The following is an 18,920-nucleotide window of genomic DNA, read 5'->3' as shown; positions in this document are numbered from 1 at the left end:
TTCTTTGAAGAATGATTTTCTGCTTTTTTGTTACAATAATATAGATATGCTTAATGGCTTACAACACAAACTTGTTCGTATCCAATATGTAATGCTATGTCCAAACCAGGTGGGTGAAAAGATGAGCCCGTTAATTCTACTCGTGAATGTAAATGAAGCGTCTCCCGTATTTGTTTATCCATTGGAGCAGGCAGGTTATCAGGTGGTTCATGTTTGCAATACGACAGATGCAAGCTCTTATGTAGCCCATAATCCTGTGGATTTGTTACTACTCAATATAGAAGATGAACCGACGGATTCACATGGCTTACTTCGCACATTGCAGCAATACCATCCTCATGTCCCGCTATTTGTTATGACTTCATCAGATGAGGAGGACCATATTGTTTCCTGCTTTGAACAAGGAGCACATGATGTGATCGTCCTGCCCTTTTATCCTAGAGTTTTTCAGGCTAGAGTGGCTAATTTATTGCGGATTTTTGGTATTGAACGTGATGTGAAAAGGGCAATCGAGGCGGGTGATTTACATATAGACAATGCAAGCAGAATGGTGAGCAGAGGGGAACAAAAGCTGAAATTAACTCCGAAAGAATTTGATCTTTTGCTTCATCTGGCGATACATCTTAACCAAGTTTGTAGCAGACAGCAAATTCTGAAGGATGTTTGGAAACATGATTATATCGTTGATACGAACGTAGTAGACGTCTATATCAGACATTTGAGGGTTAAAGTAGATAAAGGATATAAGTTTAAAATGATCCGTACGGAACGAGGGATTGGCTATTCACTCAGAACACCAACCGTATCAGAATAGCATAAGGCATATAAAAAAAGCCGGAACTTTTCGTCCCGGCTCGCATATTTCATAATAAGTTTCAAACTACAGCACGCGGCGTGCTTTAATGTATGTTCTTTTCCAGTTGCTAGAGTTCAAATCGGAGATAGTCACGCCAGGTCCGCCGTAAGTGTGTAGAATTTTACCCCCGCCCATATAGACTGCTACGTGGGTAATGTTGCGACCCGTGGCACGGCTACCGCTTGAAAAGAACACTAAGTCCCCTTTTTTCAAATTGGACTTGGATACAGCATGTCCAACTTTGGACTGTTGAACAGAAGTACGCGGCAAATTCACTCCGTATTTCTTGAATATGTGCTTCATGAAAGAAGAACAGTCAAAATTGCGCGTCGTGCTTGTGGAAGCTCCAAACTTATAGGGAGTGCCCATATATTTTTCACCGTAGTTAATTACTTTTTGGCCAACAGAAGTAGTAGTGGCAGCCTGTGCCGTATTTGTTCCCTCAATTGCAAAAGTACCAAAGCCGATAGTGGCTGCGACTCCTGCGATAATTACCTTTTTTATGATTTTCTGCATATTCATGTTGTAAATACCTCCAGAAATTGATTTGTGCAATATTTTGCTGAGTTGCTAACTAACTGACAGCGTTGAGTATAACAGTTTTGAAGCCGCCTAATAGTTGGAAAAGAACTCTCAAATGCTTGAGGGACAAGACTTACACAGTGATTATTAAAAAACGATTAAAAATTACAATTTGTTAAAAATATATCGATTCATAGATCTCTACAAACGGAAAAACCCTTATGAATAAAGGGTTTTGAGTGAAAAAACAATTTAAACAATGGTTACAACAATGTCATAATTAATCCTTGCTTTGAATAACGAGTAGTAGACCACTTTTGATGGAAATCGTACCTTTTGGAGCCGTTAGCTTATTACTGACAGCACGTGATTGTCCCATTTTGAGGGTGGCATTATGTAGCGGATACATAAATCCTTCCAGTTGTATGCCTGTTACTTCGGCAGTCATAGGAAGCAGCGATGTATATGTATAACCCATAGGCTGGATCTCAAGCGTTGATCCGGTGAGCTCAATATAATTATGTGCGTCCATAATAGCGCAACTAATATGATGCTGCATTGCACGTACCAATATTTGAACATTAGCCAATGTGTGGTCCATCCGGGTGCCAGTCACACCAAGCAGCAGTACATGATCTGCCCGTTCGTCCATAGCGATTTCCAAAGCAAGCTCAGTATCTGTTAAGTCTTTAAGTACTGGATCGCACGCAATCATACGTTGGCTTGCTGATTCTACCTTTTCTTTTTCCTCTGGTGTGATCGAATCAAAATCTCCTACAGAGATATGTGGTGTAATACCGTGCTCGATCAGGAAAAGTGCACCTTTATCTGCACCTATAATAAAATCATCGGGTTGTATTTGATGTAAATCTTCTTCATTAAGACGACCGCCTGAAAATACAATCGCTCGTTTTTTTGTCATAATCAACATCCTTTCTTCCTGATACGATCCTATATATACCATCGTTTTTAAGTATACCGCGTTAAATATGGCTTGCACAATTTTGGAGGACATGGCTACAATGAAACAGAAAAAAAGGAAGTGTAACGTGTAATAGGAAGGAGAACGAAATGATTAACGTTTTGTTTGTGTGTTTGGGCAATATTTGCCGCTCTCCGATGGGGGAGGCAATACTGAGACATAAAGCACAGGAACGGGGATTGGGCGAAGAAATCGGGGTGGACTCGGCCGGGACAGGCGACTGGCACATCGGAAATCCCCCGCATGAGGGAACATTAAAGCAACTTAAACTGCATGGAATCAGCGAACAAGGCATACAGGCGCGGCAAATAACGGGCCGTGATTTTGATGCGTTTGATTATATTGTGTGCATGGATGACTCTAATGAACGAAACATGCGAAAGATTGCAGGTGGAGCGGAGGCTGATATTCTAAAATTTATGGATTTGCTTCCTCAAGAAAAATTAAGAGAAGTACCCGATCCATATTTTACAGGGAATTTTGAAGAGACCTATCGATTAATGGACGCAGGCTGCGACGCCTTGCTGGACAAGATCGTAGAAGAAAAGCTATAATGTGAACGACAGATGACGGCAATAATTGCCGTTTTTCGTTATACTTTTTTGAAAGCGCAACCAAATTGCATTGAAAAATGAGGAAGGAGCTTTATGACCTAGTAGGTCAATGCTCCATTCCCTATAGAAGAATTTTTACTCAGGCGCGATCCAAAAAATACATTAGCGCGTCAGGCAACTCGTTTTGCCAAAAGCCCCACAAATGTTTGCCATCCTTTTCACGGTAAGAAACTTCAGCGTTCCGTTCGCGCAGCAAATCTGCACATTGACGGTTAAGTTCTACAAAGTTGTAAATGCCAGTATCACTCTCAAATGCATCTTCCTGAAGGCCAACCGTCATCCACACCCGCAAATGAGACAGATCTTTCTCACGGGCGATGATTTCCTGCGAAGCTTCATAGTAAGCACCTGAGAGGCTGATAATGCGGTTGAACAGCTGAGGATACATCAAAGCCAAATGCAGAGACACACTGCCTCCCAGTGAATCCCCCGCCAAAATGCGGGACGCTGCATCTTTTCTTATAGGATACTTTTGCTCCACATAGGGAATAATCTCTTCTGCAAAACAGGTGGTATACGCCTCAAAACGATTGCCAAAGGGAGCGTACTCCTGAGTTCTGATTTTGGTATTCACTTCCACACCTACAATAATGAAGGGTTCGACGCCCTCATCTAGAATGAGGCGGTTGGCGTGAGTTGCAATGCGGCCAAAATTGAAAAATTCTTCTCCGTCCTGACAGTATACGACCGGGTAGCTCAATATTTCATTATAGCCGGGCGGCAAATATATCCGGAGAGTTCTGGTCTCGCTAAGAAAGCGGCTGTTTACTTCGTCTTTAAGGATGGTTCGTTTTAAATACCGAGAATCCGTCATTTTTCGTCACCTTTCTTGGGTATTATTTTGCATTCGGGATCACAATAAGTTAAGATTACCCTGATTGCAATAGATGTTTAAAATTTCAATCATGTACTAAGCTGTTATAGTAAAAAACATACCCTGTTACACACACAAAAATGTGGTAAACTCAAAAAAAATAACTAAATCTTTGACGCGAGCGATATAACAGGTGTATAATAATCCTATAACAGCGGAACTTGATATTCAAATTTTTTTGTTGAGGTGAAGAAAATGAGCAAGGTTCCTTATGAAGTTTACACAGAGGAAGTTGAGGCGCTGTCCGTACTTTCTCCGGATGGTGAAATTATCAATAAAGATATGTTGCCTAAACTTACAGATGATCAATTGAAAGAAATTATGTATCGAATGGTATTTACACGTACTTGGGATGACCGCGCCGTTAACTTAGGTCGTCAAGGACGTCTCGGTTTCTACGCTCCGGTATCCGGACAAGAAGCAACCATGATTGGTAGCGAATATGCGCTCCAAAAAGAAGACTTTATTGCTCCAGGCTACCGCGATATTCCGCAAATCGTTTGGCATGGCCTGCCATTATACCAAGCTTTCTTGTATTCCCGTGGTCATCAACACGGCGGCCAAGTGCCGGACGGTGTTAATGTACTGATGCCGCAAATCATCATTGGCGCGCAAATTTTGCATGCTATGGGTATTGCTATGGGTTACAAACTGAAAAAGCAAAAACAAGTCGCCATTACATATACAGGTGACGGCGGTTCTTCCGAAGGTGATTTCTACGAAGGCCTGAACTATGCTGGTGTATACAAGTTGCCAGTTATTTTCTTTGTGCAAAACAATGGTTACGCGATCACGACTCCATTTTCAAAACAAACGGCTGCTCTTTCGATTGCTCATAAAGCAGTAGCTGCTGGTATTAAAGGCGTGAAAATTGATGGCATGGACGTGCTTGCAGTTATTAAAGCCGTTCAAGAAGCTGCAGAGCGTGGACGTAATGGTGAAGGTGCTACTTTGATTGAAGCCGTAACGTACCGTTTCCGTCCGCATTCCCTTTCTGATGATGCAACAAAATATCGTTCTAAAGAAGAAGAAGGCGAATGGAATGCGAAAGATCCAATTGCCCGCTTTGCGAAATACCTTGAGAAAAAAGGCCTTTGGACTGAAGAAGATACAGCTCGCGTAAAAGAAGAAGCTAAGGCAAAAGTGAACGAAGAGATCAAAAAAGCCGAGAAAACAGAGAAAATGACAATTCCTGGCCTGATCGATAGCATGTTCGAAACAACGCCTAAGCACTTGGAAGAACAAAAAGCTGATTTTAAATAATTGAACTTGAAAGAGACCGGGCGGTAACCCGATCCGGTCTGCTTTTCGATTGACCTGAACTGAAATTGATCTGTCAATGTTTAAGGAGGAAATGAAGCAAATGGCACAAATGAACATGAAAGAAGCGATTCGTGACGCACTGCGCGTAGAGTTGAAACGCGACCCTAACGTCCTGCTTTTCGGTGAAGACGTAGGTCATGTAGGTGGCGTATTCCGCGCTACAGAAGGTCTGCAAAAAGAATTTGGCGAAGAACGTGTATTCGATACTCCGCTGGCGGAATCCGCAATCGGAGGTCTTGCTGTGGGTCTGGGTATCCAAGGCTTCCGCCCTGTAGCTGAAATCCAGTTCGTAGGCTTTATCTTTGAAGCACTCGATCAAATGGCAATTCAAGCATCCCGTATGCGCTACCGTTCCGGTGGACGTTACAATTCTCCAATCGTATTCCGTACACCTTTTGGTGGCGGTGTTAAGGCAGCCGAGCTGCATACAGATTCCTTGGAAGGTCTTCTGGCTCAAACACCTGGTATCAAGGTTGTTGTTCCTTCCAACCCTTACGATGCAAAAGGTCTTATGATCGCGTCTATTCGCGACAATGATCCAGTATTTTTCATGGAGCATTTGAACTTGTATCATGCATTCCGCGCTGAAGTTCCTGAGAATGATTACACAGTTGAACTGGGCAAAGCTAACGTAGTTCGTGAAGGTTCCGATGTGACGATCATTACTTACGGTATGATGGTGCACACTTCGGTTAAAGCTGCTGATGAGCTGGAAAAAACAAAAGGTATCAAAGTGGAAATCATTGATTTGCGTACCATTAGTCCGATTGACATTGATACCGTTGTTGCTTCTATTCAAAAGACCAACCGAGCTATCGTGGTTCAAGAAGCGCAAAAGAGCTCCGGTGTAGCTGCTGAAGTTATTGCACAAATTAACGAAAAAGCAATCCTGCATCTGGAAGCACCTGTTCTGCGTGTAGCAGGCCCGGATACCGTTTATCCTTTTGCTCAAATTGAAGATACTTGGTTGCCAACGCCAACACGTATCATTGATGCGGTTAATAAAGTATTGGAATTTTAATTAAAGCACACCGTAAATTTGGGAGGTTTTAAACGTGGCTAAATTTGAATATAAATTCCCGGAGCTAGGTGAAGGTCTTCACGAAGGCGAAATCATCAAGATGCACATCAAGCCCGGCGACAAAGTAACAGATGAAGATATCATCATGGAAGTACAAAACGATAAGGCTGTAGTTGAAGTTCCTTGTCCGGTTAATGGTACAGTACAAGAAGTATTTGCCAAAGACGGTGACATCTTTAACGTAGGTCAAGTCGTAGCTGTAATTGATGCAGAAGGTGAACTTCCTGAACAAGAAGAAGCACCAGAAGCACCAGCTGCTAGCCCTGAGCCAAGTGCTGCTGCACAAAGCGGAGCTGCAGGTACAGCTAGATTTGAATATAAATTCCCAGAGCTGGGTGAAGGTCTTCACGAAGGCGAAATCATCAAGATGCACATCAAGCCCGGCGACAAAGTAACAGATGAAGATATCATCATGGAAGTACAAAACGATAAGGCTGTAGTTGAAGTTCCTTGTCCGGTTAATGGTACAGTACAAGAAGTATTTGCCAAAGACGGTGACATCTTTAACGTAGGTCAAGTCGTAGCTGTAATCGCTGCAGAGGGTGAACTTCCTGAACAAGAAGAAGCACCAGCTGCTGCTAAACAAGAACAGGATGCTGCACAAGGCGGAGCTAACACTAAACCAGCTGCAACTCCTGCTGCTTCTAACAAAGATGTATTAGCTACACCTAGCGTCCGCAAATTTGCTCGTGAGCAAGGTGTAAACATCGCTCAAGTGAGTGGCTCCGGCAAAAATGGTAAAATCACCAAAGAAGATGTAGAAGCTTTCAAAAATGGTGGAGGCCAAGCGGCTACACCAGTAGCGAAAGAAGCTGCAAAAGCACAAGAGCCTGCTAAGAAAGAAGCGAAAGCTGCAGCAGCATCCGCACCAGCAGCAGATCCACGTGCTGAGGAAGAGCGCGTACCATTTAAAGGTATCCGCAAGGCTATTTCCAATGCTATGGTTAAATCGGCTTATACGGCTCCGCACGTTACGATTATGGATGAAGTAGATGTAACTGAACTGGTTGCTTTCCGTACTCGTATCAAACCAATTGCTGAGAAGAAAGGCACAAAAGTAACATACCTGCCATTCATCGTAAAAGCTTTGGTTGCTGCTTCTCGTCAATTCCCGGCTCTGAATGCCACAATCGACGAAGAAGCAAACGAAATTGTCTACAAAAAATACTACAACATCGGTATCGCTACAGATACAGACAACGGCTTGATCGTTCCTGTTATCAAAGATGCTGATCGTAAGAGTATCTGGATGATTGCTGATTCCATTCGTGATCTAGCTGTGCGCGGTCGTGATGGAAAATTGGCTGCGAACGAAATGAGAGGAAGTACAATTTCCATCACTAACATCGGTTCTGCAGGCGGTATGTTCTTTACTCCAATCATTAACTTCCCTGAAGTTGCGATTTTGGGTACTGGCCGCATCAGTGAAAAAGCAGTCGTGAAAAACGGTGAAATTGTAGCCGCTCCAGTAATGGCTCTTTCCTTGAGCTTTGACCACCGTATTATTGACGGTGCAACTGCTCAAAACTTCATGAACTATATCAAACAGCTGCTCGCTAACCCTGAGCTGCTTGTTATGGAGGTGTAATCAATGGTAGTAGGAGACGCTTCTCTGGATATTGACACATTGGTTATCGGTGCGGGTCCTGGCGGCTATGTAGCTGCCATCCGTGCCGCACAATTGGGACAAAGCGTATTGATCGTAGACAAATCTGAGCTGGGCGGTGTCTGTCTGAACCGTGGATGTATTCCATCCAAAGCTTTGATCTCTGCAGCTCACCAATACGAAGCAGCTAAACATGGCGAGTCCTTCGGTATTACAGCTGAAAATGTAAAAGTAGACTTTGCTAAAACACAAGAATTCAAAAACGGCGTTGTTAAAAAAATGACAGGCGGCGTAAGCGGCTTGCTCAAAGGCAACAAAGTTGAAGTTTTCAATGGCGAGTGCATGTTCATCAACGAAAACGAAGCGCGTGTATTCAACGAACATGAATCACCACGTTACCGTTTTAAAAATGCAATTATCGCAACAGGTTCCCGTCCAATCGAACTGAAACCATTCCCATTTGGCGGACGCATTCTGTCTTCTACAGAAGCATTGAACCTGCCTGAAATTCCAAAAAGCCTGATCGTAATCGGTGGTGGATACATTGGTGCAGAGCTTGGACAAATGTACTCCAAATTCGGTTCCAAAGTAACGATCATTGAAGGTATGGATACAGTGCTTCCTGGTTTCGACAAAGATATGACTTCGATCGTTGCGAAAAGCATGAAGAAAACTGGTATCGAAATCTTCACTGGTGCTAAAGCGGAAAGTGCAGAGCAAACAGATAAAGACGTAACGGTGAAATTCTCCGTTAACGGCGAAAGTAAAGAAGTAACTGCTGATTATCTGCTTGTAACTGTTGGACGTCGTCCAAACACAGACGGTGAACTGGGTCTGGATCTGATCGGCGTAGAACTGGATGAGCGCGGAATGGTGAAAGTTGATCACCAAGGACGTACTAGCATTCCTCACATCTTTGCAATCGGCGATATCGTAGCTGGTCTTGCTCTGGCACACAAAGCTTCTTACGAAGGTAAAGTGGCTGCTGAAGCAATCGCAGGCGAGCCGTCTGTAGTAGATTACAAATGTATGCCAGCTGTCGTTTTCACAGATCCAGAATGCTCCAGCGTAGGCTACACAGAGACAGAAGCCAAAGAAAAAGGCTACAATGTCAAAGTTGGCAAGTTCTCTTATGGAGCAAACGGTCGTGCGGTTTCCCTGAACGCTGCTGAAGGTTTTGTGAAAATCGTAGCTGACGCTGACACAGGTCTGGTACTGGGTACGCAAATCGTAGGTCTGGAAGCTTCCAACCTTATTGCTGAGCTGGGTCTGGCGATTGAAATGGGTGCTACACTCGAAGATATCTCCTTGACTATTCATGCTCACCCTACATTGGGCGAAATCGTTATGGAAGCAGCGGAAGTCGTGCTGGGTCATCCGATCCATGCATTGGCACCACGTCGCTAATACCATTTTTCATTATCTCGTTTTTGGTTTTCATACATGACAAAGAGAGGCAAGGAGCGCTATATCTGCGCTCTTTGTCTCTTTTTTTTCAAACTTTAGGATTTTCAGGACTACTATGAAAATTCACACAGTACATGGTCAACGAAGCACCGTACATGATAAACTAAATATAGATATTGGTGCAGAAAAAGAATTTTAAAGATTAGAATCTGGCGATGCCAGGTTTTTATTCATGCTCAAAGGAGAGGAATAACGTGCGCAACTATTTGGAACTGCTGGAGGATATTTTAGAGAATGGAGTAAAAAAAGAGGATCGTACAGGAACGGGGACACTATCTGTTTTCGGAAGACAACTCCGTTTTGATCTGGCCAAGGGCTTTCCCTTGGTGACCACCAAAAGAGTTCATTTGAAATCCGTTATTCATGAGCTGTTATGGTTTTTGCGGGGAGATACCAACATTTCTTATCTCAAGGAGAACGGAGTTACCATTTGGGATGAGTGGGCGGACGAGCAGGGGAATCTGGGGCCTGTATATGGATCGCAATGGCGCTCGTGGGAAACAACAGACGGGCAACATATTGATCAAATTGCGAATGTCATAGAGGCTATTAAAAACAATCCGGACTCACGTCGACACATCGTCAGTGCTTGGAATGTGGCAGAAATCGAATCCATGAAGTTGCCGCCATGTCACTTTGTATTTCAGTTCTATGTAGCTGGAGGAAAGCTTTCCTGTATGCTAACAATGCGTTCTGTGGATACCTTTCTAGGGCTGCCGTTCAATATCGCGAGTTATGCATTGCTTACGCATATGGTTGCACAGCAGTGTGGTTTGGAGCCCGGCGAATTTATTTGGTCAGGTGGCGATGTGCATATTTATTCAAATCATATGCAACAAGTGCATACACAGCTGGAACGTGATCCTTATCCGTTGCCTCAGTTAAAAATTCTGCGCAAACCGGATTCGATTTTTGATTATACCTATGACGATTTTGCTTTTGAAAATTACGAGTATCATCCAGGGATTAAGGCGCCTGTCGCCATCTGATTAGAGGAGGTGGAAAAATGGGCATTTCAATGATATGGGCTATGGCACAAAATGGTGTGATTGGCCGGGATAACAAACTTCCCTGGCGCCTCCCTAGAGACATGGCCTTTTTCAAAGAGCAGACGATTAATAAAACGGTACTCATGGGGCGCAAGACGTGGGAATCCTTTGGAGGAAAAAGCCTGCCAAACCGACGTAACGTCGTCTTGACTCGAGATCAGCGCTATCGGGTGGAAGGTGCGGAAGTGATTCATTCACTGGAAGAAGGGCTCCAATTAGCAAAACAGGAGGAGCTAATGGTCATTGGAGGAGCAGAAATTTATGCACTGTTTTGGCCACATGCCGATCGGCTGATTGTGACTCGGATTGAGGAGACTTTTGAAGGTGATACAACGTTCCCCGAGCTGGATTGGAACGGTTGGAATATAGTTAGTGAGACTCCGGGTATCAAGGATGACAGAAATCCATATGAGTACCGTTTTGTTGTTTACGAGAAAACAGAATAAGAATAGACTGTATCCGACCCCACTCATTTGAAAAATTAATAAACCATATAAAAAATCCTTTTGGTGTTGATGCAAAAAGTTGCATAAGTTTTCATTACTTTTACGCTGTATTGTGATACAATAAATCAAATTCAACGAGAACAGACCCTTTCATAATACAACAGGCAAATTCGAATTTGACTTAAATTCTGAATGGATGATCGGGGTTCATAAGCGAAGAGATGGGGGAACGTAACATGTCTACACCAACTGGATTTATGGAATACACACGACAGCTTCCTACAGACCGGGACCCGGCAGAGCGTATAAAGGATTGGGAAGAATTCCATAAGCATATGTCTGAAGAAGAGCTGCGTACCCAAGGGGCGCGTTGTATGGACTGCGGAACTCCTTATTGTCATACGGGGATGGATATCATGGGAGCAACTTTAGGCTGCCCGGTTCATAATCTCATTCCGGAATGGAACAATCTCGTATACCGTGGTTTGTGGAAGGAAGCGCTAGAGCGGCTGCACAAAACAAATAACTTCCCGGAATTTACAGGTCGTGTCTGTCCTGCGCCATGTGAAGGTTCGTGTACAGTCGGCCTGATCGGACAGTCTGTTACAATTAAAACCATTGAGGAAGCTATTATCGAAAAGGGTTTTGAGGAAGGCTGGGTTGTCCCTAATCCGCCAGAAAAGCGTACAGGCAAACGAGTGGCTGTTGTCGGTTCGGGTCCGGCAGGTTTGGCTGCGGCTGCACAGCTTAACAAAGCAGGGCACAGCGTGACTGTGTATGAGCGTGCAGATCGTGTGGGTGGATTATTGATGTATGGCATACCGTCCATGAAATTGGATAAGAAGGTTGTTCAGCGGCGTGTGGATTTGCTGGAGGCTGAAGGTATTCAATTCATCACAAATACGGAAATTGGCAAAGATATCCCTACCGATCAGTTGATTGCTGAATATGATGCTGTTGTCCTATGCGGTGGTTCTACGAAGCCAAGAGAATTCAACATTGAAGGTAGCGATTTAAAGGGTGTTCATTATGCGATGGATTATCTGAATGGTACCATCAAAAGTTACTTGGACTCCAATCTGGAAGATGGCAACTATTTGTCTTCCCAAGGTAAGGACGTTATTGTAATCGGTGGCGGTGATACGGGTTCGGACTGTGTAGCTACTTCTTTGCGTCATGGATGTCGGAGTGTCACTCAATTTGGCACACACACCAAAGCGCCTATGGAGCGTGACCCGATTGCCAATCCTTGGCCGCAATTTCCAAACGTGTATTCTCTCGATTATGCACAGGAAGAAGCTAAGGCGTTGTTCGGAGAAGATCCACGTGAGTTCTCCATCATGACGACCAAATTTGTAGGTGATGAGAACGGTAATCTGAAAGAGCTACACACCATTCAAATTCAACGGATTGTTGATGAAACTGGGCGCAAAATCTATCAACCGATTCCAGGTACGGAGCGCGTATTCCCTGCACAAATCGCTCTTATTGCCATTGGATTTGATGGTCCTGAGCAAACGATTGTAGAGCAAATTGGTTTGGAGACGGACCGTCGTTCCAACGTTAAAGCACGTTATGGAAAATATGTTACTAATGTGGATAAGGTTTTTGCTGCAGGTGATATGCGTCGCGGACAAAGTCTTGTCGTGTGGGCTATTAATGAAGGTCGAGAAGCTGCACGAGAAGTTGATAAATACCTCATGGGCGCTACCGTTTTGGTGTAATTATAAATTTCATGTTAGGGATCAGTCAAAGCTCCATCTTCGGATGGGGCTTTATTGTATTTCAAGCTGAGTCTGCCAGAAGCGAAAAATGAATAAATGATTATTGAGCTGTGAAACATTGTGAAATATATGTTATATAACATAACTTAAATTTAATCGTATCACCATATATTTCTTATCTAAATTGATCATAACATAAAAAGGGGTGTTTAGTGTAGATTTTTTTATAGAAAAAAGGATTATTTCACAAGAAAATTAGATAAAAGCCGATTCTTATGTAATATAAATTAACATCTACATAACTTTTGTTGACTTTATAAAATCATGACCTGAGAGAACCATGGTATCTATGGTATAATACACGTATATTGTTGAAGCGTTTGACTAAATGAATTTACAAAGGAGCTTTCGTCGGGAGAAGGCTCCTTTTGCATGAGGCCGGGATACCTGTGTTTTCATTAACATTCCATGTATATGTATGATTCATGGAGGAGAAACAGAAGGCCGTCAGGAAGGAATGGAGTATGAATGAAGACGTTGATTATTGCTGAGAAACCAGATATGGGACGGACGATTGCCGCCGTTATGGAGCCGCGGGCAAAAAATAACCGTACCTATTTGGAAGGGGAGAAATACATTGTAACCTGGGCGATCGGACATTTGCTGGGTTTGGCTGAGCCGGATGCATACGATACTAAGTACAAACGATGGAATATTAAGGATCTTCCTATTATCCCTGAGCAGTTCAAAATTGTACCGAATCCGAAAACAAAGGATCAGCTGAAAATAATTGGTGAACTGGCTAAACGCTGCAATGCCATCGTAAATGCTTGTGATGCTGGACGGGAAGGGCAATATATTTTTGCGTTGATTCAACAGCAATTGAAGTTGCATCAGCCAGTTAAGCGACTGTGGATTTCAGATTTGACAGCGGAGAGTATTGCGACAGGCTTTGAACGATTGCGAGATGCTTCAGAATTTGAATTTCTGACTCAAGCTGCAAGGGCACGAAGTGAAGCGGATTGGCTGATCGGAATGAATGCTTCCAGAGCGTTCACAACACGTCATAATACACTGCTGTCAGTAGGACGGGTGCAGACTCCCGTGCTGGCACTGATTCATGACCGGGAAAAGGAAATTGAGGCATTTCAGTCTCAAACCTTCTATGATGTGTGGGCTGAATTCAAGCAAGATCAGATCAAGTACAAAGGTGCGTGGCAGGGGGATCGGCTGACGAAGCCGGAGGAAGCTGAGGCGATCGCTGCGGCCGTTCGCGGAAAAACGGGTAAAATCACCAAATATGACACAAAGCAGACAAAAGAGTATCCTTTTAAATTGTACGATTTAACGTTGCTTCAACGCGAGGCGAATGCCAAGTACGGTTATTCGGCCAAAAAAACACTAGATGTGGCACAAGCGCTTTATGAGCGTCACAAGGTCATTTCCTACCCTCGTACTAATTCTAACTATGTAACAGAGCAAAATATAGACGGCATGCACAAGGCGCTACGGATGCTGGGGACAGGTCCTTATGCTGATCTGGTACAACAAGCCAACCCCAACTTGGTCCATAAACAGAATAAATCGGTCTGCAATCCATCTCGTGTTGAGGATCACCATGCTATTCTGCCAACGTTAAAAAGACCAGGTACGCTAAGCAAGGAGGAACAAAATGTATATGACCTGGTTATTCGTAGGTTTTTGTCGCATTTTTTTCCGCCTGCTGAATATAAAATGCATACCGTAATGACGCAGGTGGACAAGCATCTGTTTAAAACAAATATCAAAGAGCTTCTTTCCTTGGGATGGAAAGTGGTTTTAAGTAAGGTTGACCAGGATAAAGGTAAAAAGAGCAAATCATCGAAAAAAGAGGATGAAGAGGAAACGGACGAGTGGACGGACAAGAAGTTTGAGATTGATGCGGGGCGTCCGGTGGAGTGTGTTCGCGCTGAGATGAAAGAAAAGGCAACTCAGCCCCCCAAAAGCTACACGGAGGGTACATTGCTTAAGGCGATGGAAAGCGCGGGCAAACAGATGGAGAATGAGGAATTACGTGAGGTCATGAAGGATGCCGGCTTAGGCACACCTGCCACACGGGCTGCCACAATTGAACGATTGAAAAAGGTTGGCTATATTGAAATGAAGGGCAAAAAGATTCTTATTACGGAAAAGGGAAAGATGGCTATTGATCTGATCCGTCATGCCGGGGTTGATCTATTAGCCTCGCCGGAGATGACAGGTCAATGGGAACGTCGTCTACATCAAATTTCCAAGGGTGAGGCGGCTCAGGAGAAATTTATGGATAACGTTAAAAGATTTACGTTGTCCATCATTGACAAGGTGAGGCAGCAGCCACCGGCTCCGGCCAATGCCTTTGGCGAGGAAGCAAGGGGGAAGCGTGCGGCTGGAAAAGAAGGCGCACGTAGTGCACGTGCGAGTGGACGCACCGCCGCCAAGGGGGTGGGGCGTGCTACATCAGGACGCGGTGGTAACGCTGGAAGCGCAACGCTGGAGCAAGCAGCACCACCAGCAAGTCGTGCTGCAGGAACAGCAGGTTCCGTTGCACGCAGCTCTTCCGACGGACACTCAGGCATTTCAGTGAGCCAAAGGCAAGCTTTGGGTAGCTGCCCATGCTCTAATTGTGGCGGAAGCATTATTGAAGGGCGTAAAGGGTATGGGTGCAGCCACTACAAGCAGGGCTGTGGTTTTGTCGTCTGGAAGGAATATGCTGGCAAGCAGATTACCGAAACGATGCTCAAGTCTCTGTTGACAAAGGGACAGACGCAATTGTTGTCTTTTAAGCGTAAAGATGAATCGACCGTCAAAGCGCGAATTATTCTGAATGAACCAGGTACAGGACAACTTAGCGTTCGAGAGGAATCCTGAGACAGGGTTTAGACCACTATTTTGGCTGAAACAAAGGTTGAATAACAATTTAAATACAAAAAAGGGACCCTATCCGAGGGTCCTTTTTTGTTGATGTAATTGTATGCTTTCGTGGATAACCCGTGGTACTTCCGTCAGCTTCTGTATCGTATACATCACGGAGTTCACGTTTTTTTGCAATTCAACCATATTGTAAATCCATTCCTTAGGCTGCTTGAGATAGACAGCATGAATACCTGCGGCAAGGGCTGGAGATACATCAGTGCGCAGAGAATTCCCGATCATCCAGGTGATGCTTCGGTCCAAGCGATTCATCTGGATGATTTCTTCCAGTGCTTCAACATTTTTATGCTGACGAATGTAGATGCGGTCATCAAAGTAGGTAGCCAGTTTCATTTGTTCAATCTTTCTTTCTTGAATGATCTGCTCACCACCAGTATAAAGATGAAGGGAATGCCCTGCTTTTTGGAGGGAGTTCAGCGTTTCGACCATGCCTGGATACGGTTCGATTTCCTGTTCGTATACACTTCGGCCAAGAGAGCGAAGCTCCTGCTCTTCCCGTGAATCGAGACGGCGTCCGAATTGTTCCGAGAAAAATTGGTACGTATCTATCAGAGATTGTGGGAAATGCTCGCTGGCAAAGCCCACCTGATGAACTCCAGCCACATCAATTTCGATTTGTTTTTCACGAATCGTATTTTTCGTTAGGTTATGAGTTGCAAACCATTCCTGAAGCAAATCGAAAAAGTGGTTGAGGATAAGGTCAAAATACTTGTTGCAGTGGACTAAGGTGTCATCAAGATCAAATAAAATGTGCTGCTTCGGATACGACATGATGCATACTCCTTCCAAGCCAAAGCTTTAACGCTGCTTCGGTTATAACTAAAAGTACAATTCAAATTACAATCCAATATAGGATTCCAAAAATACCTGTAAATCAGCCGCGCCATCGGGACGGATGCTGAATTTTTCCTTATGATAACGTCCGATGTGAATACGGAGCAGACCAGCCACTCGTAAAATCATCATATCAGACATGAGTGTATCTTCCAAACGGCTCAAATCGTGGCGCATGTCTTCGAGAGACTTAGGACCTTGAGCTACATAACGTAGAATTCGCAGTCGCTGCGGATCATTGACAGCTCGAGTGAGCCGTAGCAGAAGCGTAGGCGGTTCTTCCTCGCTCTCCTCGGGGATATCTACCGGATACTGGATCAGAAGTGTGCGGGTATAAAAACAGTATGAATTAATCGGGCGATTATGGACAACCGGAAATAGGACTACTGTATCCAGGTCTTCCACGTGTGGCACGACTAGTCCAGCTGTCGCATATTCAACCAGTGCTTCCGGTTCCATCTTACTCAGCAGCATGCGTTTTTCCGCAGCGTCTTCTTCTGCCAACACACGTAGTTCGCCTTCCAAGGCCCGAAAATAATCACGATCCCACAATCTAAGGAGTGGTGCGTATACCTTACGAATGCGTAAAGATTCTTCAAAGGTTAAAAAAGGGATATGCGGAACGAGCAGCTCAAACATATCTTTATCCGGACCGTGGTCCAAATAAGAGATATAATCAGATATTTCATCCGATTCCGGTCGAAGTAACGCCCAGGCATAGAGTGCGTCATAATCGCTAAAAGGGCAATCCTGAGCTGTAGCAAGCTCAGTACGAACTTCATGTTGTAGTCGTGCATCTACCTTGTCGATCCATTCATGTCCCAAGTCCATATCTTGGACCCACTTTTTAGTCACATAGGCCATGAAGCTGCCGAGCAATTCATAAATTGGAGAAGTGTCTATTTTAATTTGATAACTCATGGAACCAATGCCTCCTATTCTGTCTTCTAGCCCAGAGCGGTGAACGTAATTAAGCCCGTCCATAAGCAAAACATGAGCATTTTAATAATTGCTCACTTATTTATTATGGCTTGTTCTGCCAGAGATTGTCCACTATAATATGAAATAGTGCGTTGTGACGTGAATGGGTTCGGATTGAACATACGAGGCTCCTTAACCGAAGGAGTCGGATACATACCAGACAAGCTCTTTCCGTAAAATCGTCATCTCAGATGGCGATTTTTTTCTTCTATTCTTTAATACACTAATTACACCTGAATTTGTATATGTGATTTGCCGGTTTTGCAGGACGGCATGGAATACATAGTGATAAGAATTATTATTGATTATGGAATCAAATGCAAATCATTTCTTAACATTGATTTTAATTATTTTATTTGTCCGATCAGGAGGAGCTAGGATGTCGTCGTCGTTACGGGTTCATTATTTTATTTTAATTGCTGTTATTATTGTTGCCGGATTATGCCAAGGTTTATTATTACCTATTCTGTCTATCTCATTGGAACAAATGGGAGTTTCATCTTCACTAAACGGAATGAATGCGGCTGCCCTGTATATTGGTTCATTCGCAATGACGTTGGTGGCAGAACGGACATTGGGGTGGTTAGGGTTCAAAAAGCTGATGGCCGGAGGGCTTGTGCTAGTGCTCGTTACGCTGCTGCTATTCCCGCTAATCCCTGATATTCGGGTATGGTTCATACTGCGTCTGCTAGTAGGTATTGGTGACAGTGCATTGCACTACTCTGCGCAGCTATGGATATTGCTGGTGACTCCAGCAGAGAAGCGAGGCCGCAACATTTCCTTTTATGGTATGTCATACGGTCTGGGTTTTGCATTAGGACCATTGGGATTATGGCTACTCGATTATGGAATGCTGGTTCCATTCGCTGCGTTGGCCTTATTATGTTTGCTTGTTTTGTTATTGGTGTTAATAAAGCTGCCGGACTCCAGACCGGAGAAGCTGGAGTCCGAGGCGCGTCCCACTCAAAGATTTCGCCGTAGCTACAGCTGGGCATGGTACGCTCTTTTGCCTGCATTTCTATACGGCTATATGGAAGCGAGCCTGAACAGTAACTTTCCAGTCTATGGCCTGCGTATTGGCTTTCATACCGATGAAATCGCCGCCTTGCTGCCGTTCGTCAGTTTGGGAGGATTAGTGCTGCAGCTACCGCTAGGGATATTGAGTGACCGTTGGGGACGTAAAAAGGTGCTAATGAGCGTAGGTATAGCAGGGGGAATGACCTTTATGTTGCTACCTTGGAGCGGCAATCAATTTATGTTCACTTTGATATTGCTGACCCTAGCAGGTGGTTTAGTAGGCTCCTTTTTCTCCCTCGGTTTGGCCTATGCCGCTGATCTGCTGCCCAAATCATTTTTAGCAGCCGCGAATGTACTGGCATCCTTTCATTTTAATCTGGGAAGTGTGATCGGACCTAATATTAGCGGAGGGTTGCTGGACTTTGGAACCCAAGGCAGTATGTTTCTTGTCCTTGGAGGTAGTTACGTTGTTTTCGGATTGTTAGGTTTGGTTTCCAGAAAAAGAGTAACGGCGGTTTAAAACTGCGGTTTGCATGGTATTTGTTTCACATTTACTATAAAATATAAACAGTATTGATGGCGCGCAAAGGGGAAT

General features: G+C 44.1%; 16 protein-coding genes. 11 read left to right on the top strand and 5 right to left on the bottom strand.

What is annotated here, in order from left to right; all coding sequences use genetic code 11:
• Window positions 1-121: 121 nt before the first annotated feature.
• On the top strand, window positions 122-814 hold the full coding sequence (locus AOU00_RS00855; protein WP_069289672.1) for a response regulator transcription factor: 693 nt from the start codon (window positions 122-124) through the stop codon (window positions 812-814).
• 66 nt (window positions 815-880) lie between these two features.
• On the opposite strand, the gene AOU00_RS00850 is transcribed toward AOU00_RS00855, so the two are convergent.
• A complete protein-coding gene (locus AOU00_RS00850; protein ID WP_025724146.1) occupies window positions 881-1,378 on the bottom strand; it encodes a C40 family peptidase in 498 nt (165 codons plus the stop codon).
• A gap of 280 nt (window positions 1,379-1,658) precedes the next feature.
• Window positions 1,659-2,300, bottom strand: coding sequence for a thiamine diphosphokinase (locus tag AOU00_RS00845; RefSeq protein ID WP_061831527.1), 642 nt, complete (start codon window positions 2,298-2,300; stop codon window positions 1,659-1,661).
• Between the two features lie 149 nt (window positions 2,301-2,449).
• On the opposite strand from AOU00_RS00845, the gene AOU00_RS00840 reads away from it, so the two are divergent.
• Window positions 2,450-2,914 (top strand): low molecular weight protein-tyrosine-phosphatase, encoded by a 465-nt coding sequence (locus AOU00_RS00840; RefSeq protein WP_061831495.1) that lies wholly within the window; start codon window positions 2,450-2,452, stop codon window positions 2,912-2,914.
• A 139-nt stretch (window positions 2,915-3,053) separates the two neighbouring features.
• Here the strand turns inward: AOU00_RS00840 and AOU00_RS00835 are convergent, their stop codons facing one another.
• The gene (locus AOU00_RS00835) at window positions 3,054-3,788 is read right to left on the bottom strand and encodes an alpha/beta hydrolase (protein ID WP_061831494.1); all 735 of its coding nucleotides are present in this window, start codon (window positions 3,786-3,788) and stop codon (window positions 3,054-3,056) included.
• A gap of 255 nt (window positions 3,789-4,043) precedes the next feature.
• Between AOU00_RS00835 and pdhA the strand changes: the two genes are divergently transcribed.
• The 8 genes from pdhA (at window position 4,044) to AOU00_RS00795 (ending at window position 15,430) form a co-directional block, all read left to right on the top strand.
• Window positions 4,044-5,111, top strand: a complete 1,068-nt coding sequence (gene pdhA / locus AOU00_RS00830) for a pyruvate dehydrogenase (acetyl-transferring) E1 component subunit alpha (protein ID WP_013310511.1) — start codon at window positions 4,044-4,046, stop codon at window positions 5,109-5,111.
• A gap of 100 nt (window positions 5,112-5,211) precedes the next feature.
• On the top strand, window positions 5,212-6,192 hold the full coding sequence (locus AOU00_RS00825) for an alpha-ketoacid dehydrogenase subunit beta (RefSeq protein WP_039271308.1): 981 nt from the start codon (window positions 5,212-5,214) through the stop codon (window positions 6,190-6,192).
• A 34-nt stretch (window positions 6,193-6,226) separates the two neighbouring features.
• Complete coding sequence (locus tag AOU00_RS00820) at window positions 6,227-7,840, top strand: 2-oxo acid dehydrogenase subunit E2 (protein ID WP_061831493.1); 1,614 nt, start codon at window positions 6,227-6,229, stop codon at window positions 7,838-7,840.
• A gap of 3 nt (window positions 7,841-7,843) precedes the next feature.
• Window positions 7,844-9,265: a dihydrolipoyl dehydrogenase gene (lpdA, locus tag AOU00_RS00815; protein WP_061831492.1), complete on the top strand. Its 1,422-nt coding sequence runs from the start codon at window positions 7,844-7,846 to the stop codon at window positions 9,263-9,265.
• Window positions 9,266-9,519: 254 nt separating this feature from the next.
• Complete coding sequence (thyA, locus tag AOU00_RS00810) at window positions 9,520-10,314, top strand: thymidylate synthase (protein WP_013310507.1); 795 nt, start codon at window positions 9,520-9,522, stop codon at window positions 10,312-10,314.
• 17 nt (window positions 10,315-10,331) lie between these two features.
• Window positions 10,332-10,820, top strand: coding sequence for a dihydrofolate reductase (locus AOU00_RS00805; RefSeq protein ID WP_061831491.1), 489 nt, complete (start codon window positions 10,332-10,334; stop codon window positions 10,818-10,820).
• A 236-nt stretch (window positions 10,821-11,056) separates the two neighbouring features.
• Window positions 11,057-12,544 carry a glutamate synthase subunit beta gene (locus AOU00_RS00800; protein ID WP_061831490.1) on the top strand — a complete coding sequence of 496 codons (1,488 nt, stop codon included), beginning with the start codon at window positions 11,057-11,059 and terminating at the stop codon, window positions 12,542-12,544.
• Between the two features lie 528 nt (window positions 12,545-13,072).
• Window positions 13,073-15,430: a type IA DNA topoisomerase gene (locus AOU00_RS00795; RefSeq protein WP_069289671.1), complete on the top strand. Its 2,358-nt coding sequence runs from the start codon at window positions 13,073-13,075 to the stop codon at window positions 15,428-15,430.
• A 69-nt stretch (window positions 15,431-15,499) separates the two neighbouring features.
• On the opposite strand, the gene AOU00_RS00790 is transcribed toward AOU00_RS00795, so the two are convergent.
• Together AOU00_RS00790 and AOU00_RS00785 are read right to left on the bottom strand one after the other, a co-directional pair.
• The gene (locus AOU00_RS00790; protein WP_029517450.1) at window positions 15,500-16,264 is read right to left on the bottom strand and encodes an HAD family hydrolase; all 765 of its coding nucleotides are present in this window, start codon (window positions 16,262-16,264) and stop codon (window positions 15,500-15,502) included.
• Window positions 16,265-16,330: 66 nt separating this feature from the next.
• Complete coding sequence (locus AOU00_RS00785) at window positions 16,331-17,248, bottom strand: hypothetical protein (protein WP_061828235.1); 918 nt, start codon at window positions 17,246-17,248, stop codon at window positions 16,331-16,333.
• 439 nt (window positions 17,249-17,687) lie between these two features.
• Between AOU00_RS00785 and AOU00_RS00780 the strand changes: the two genes are divergently transcribed.
• Window positions 17,688-18,845 (top strand): MFS transporter, encoded by a 1,158-nt coding sequence (locus tag AOU00_RS00780; RefSeq protein WP_061828236.1) that lies wholly within the window; start codon window positions 17,688-17,690, stop codon window positions 18,843-18,845.
• The last annotated feature ends 75 nt before the right edge of the window (window positions 18,846-18,920 follow it).

Origin of the sequence: Paenibacillus polymyxa (genome assembly GCF_001719045.1) — a bacterium.
In the GTDB taxonomy this organism is placed as follows: Bacteria; Bacillota; Bacilli; order Paenibacillales; family Paenibacillaceae; genus Paenibacillus; species Paenibacillus polymyxa_B.
This window is presented reverse-complemented; position numbering and strand designations above follow the sequence as displayed.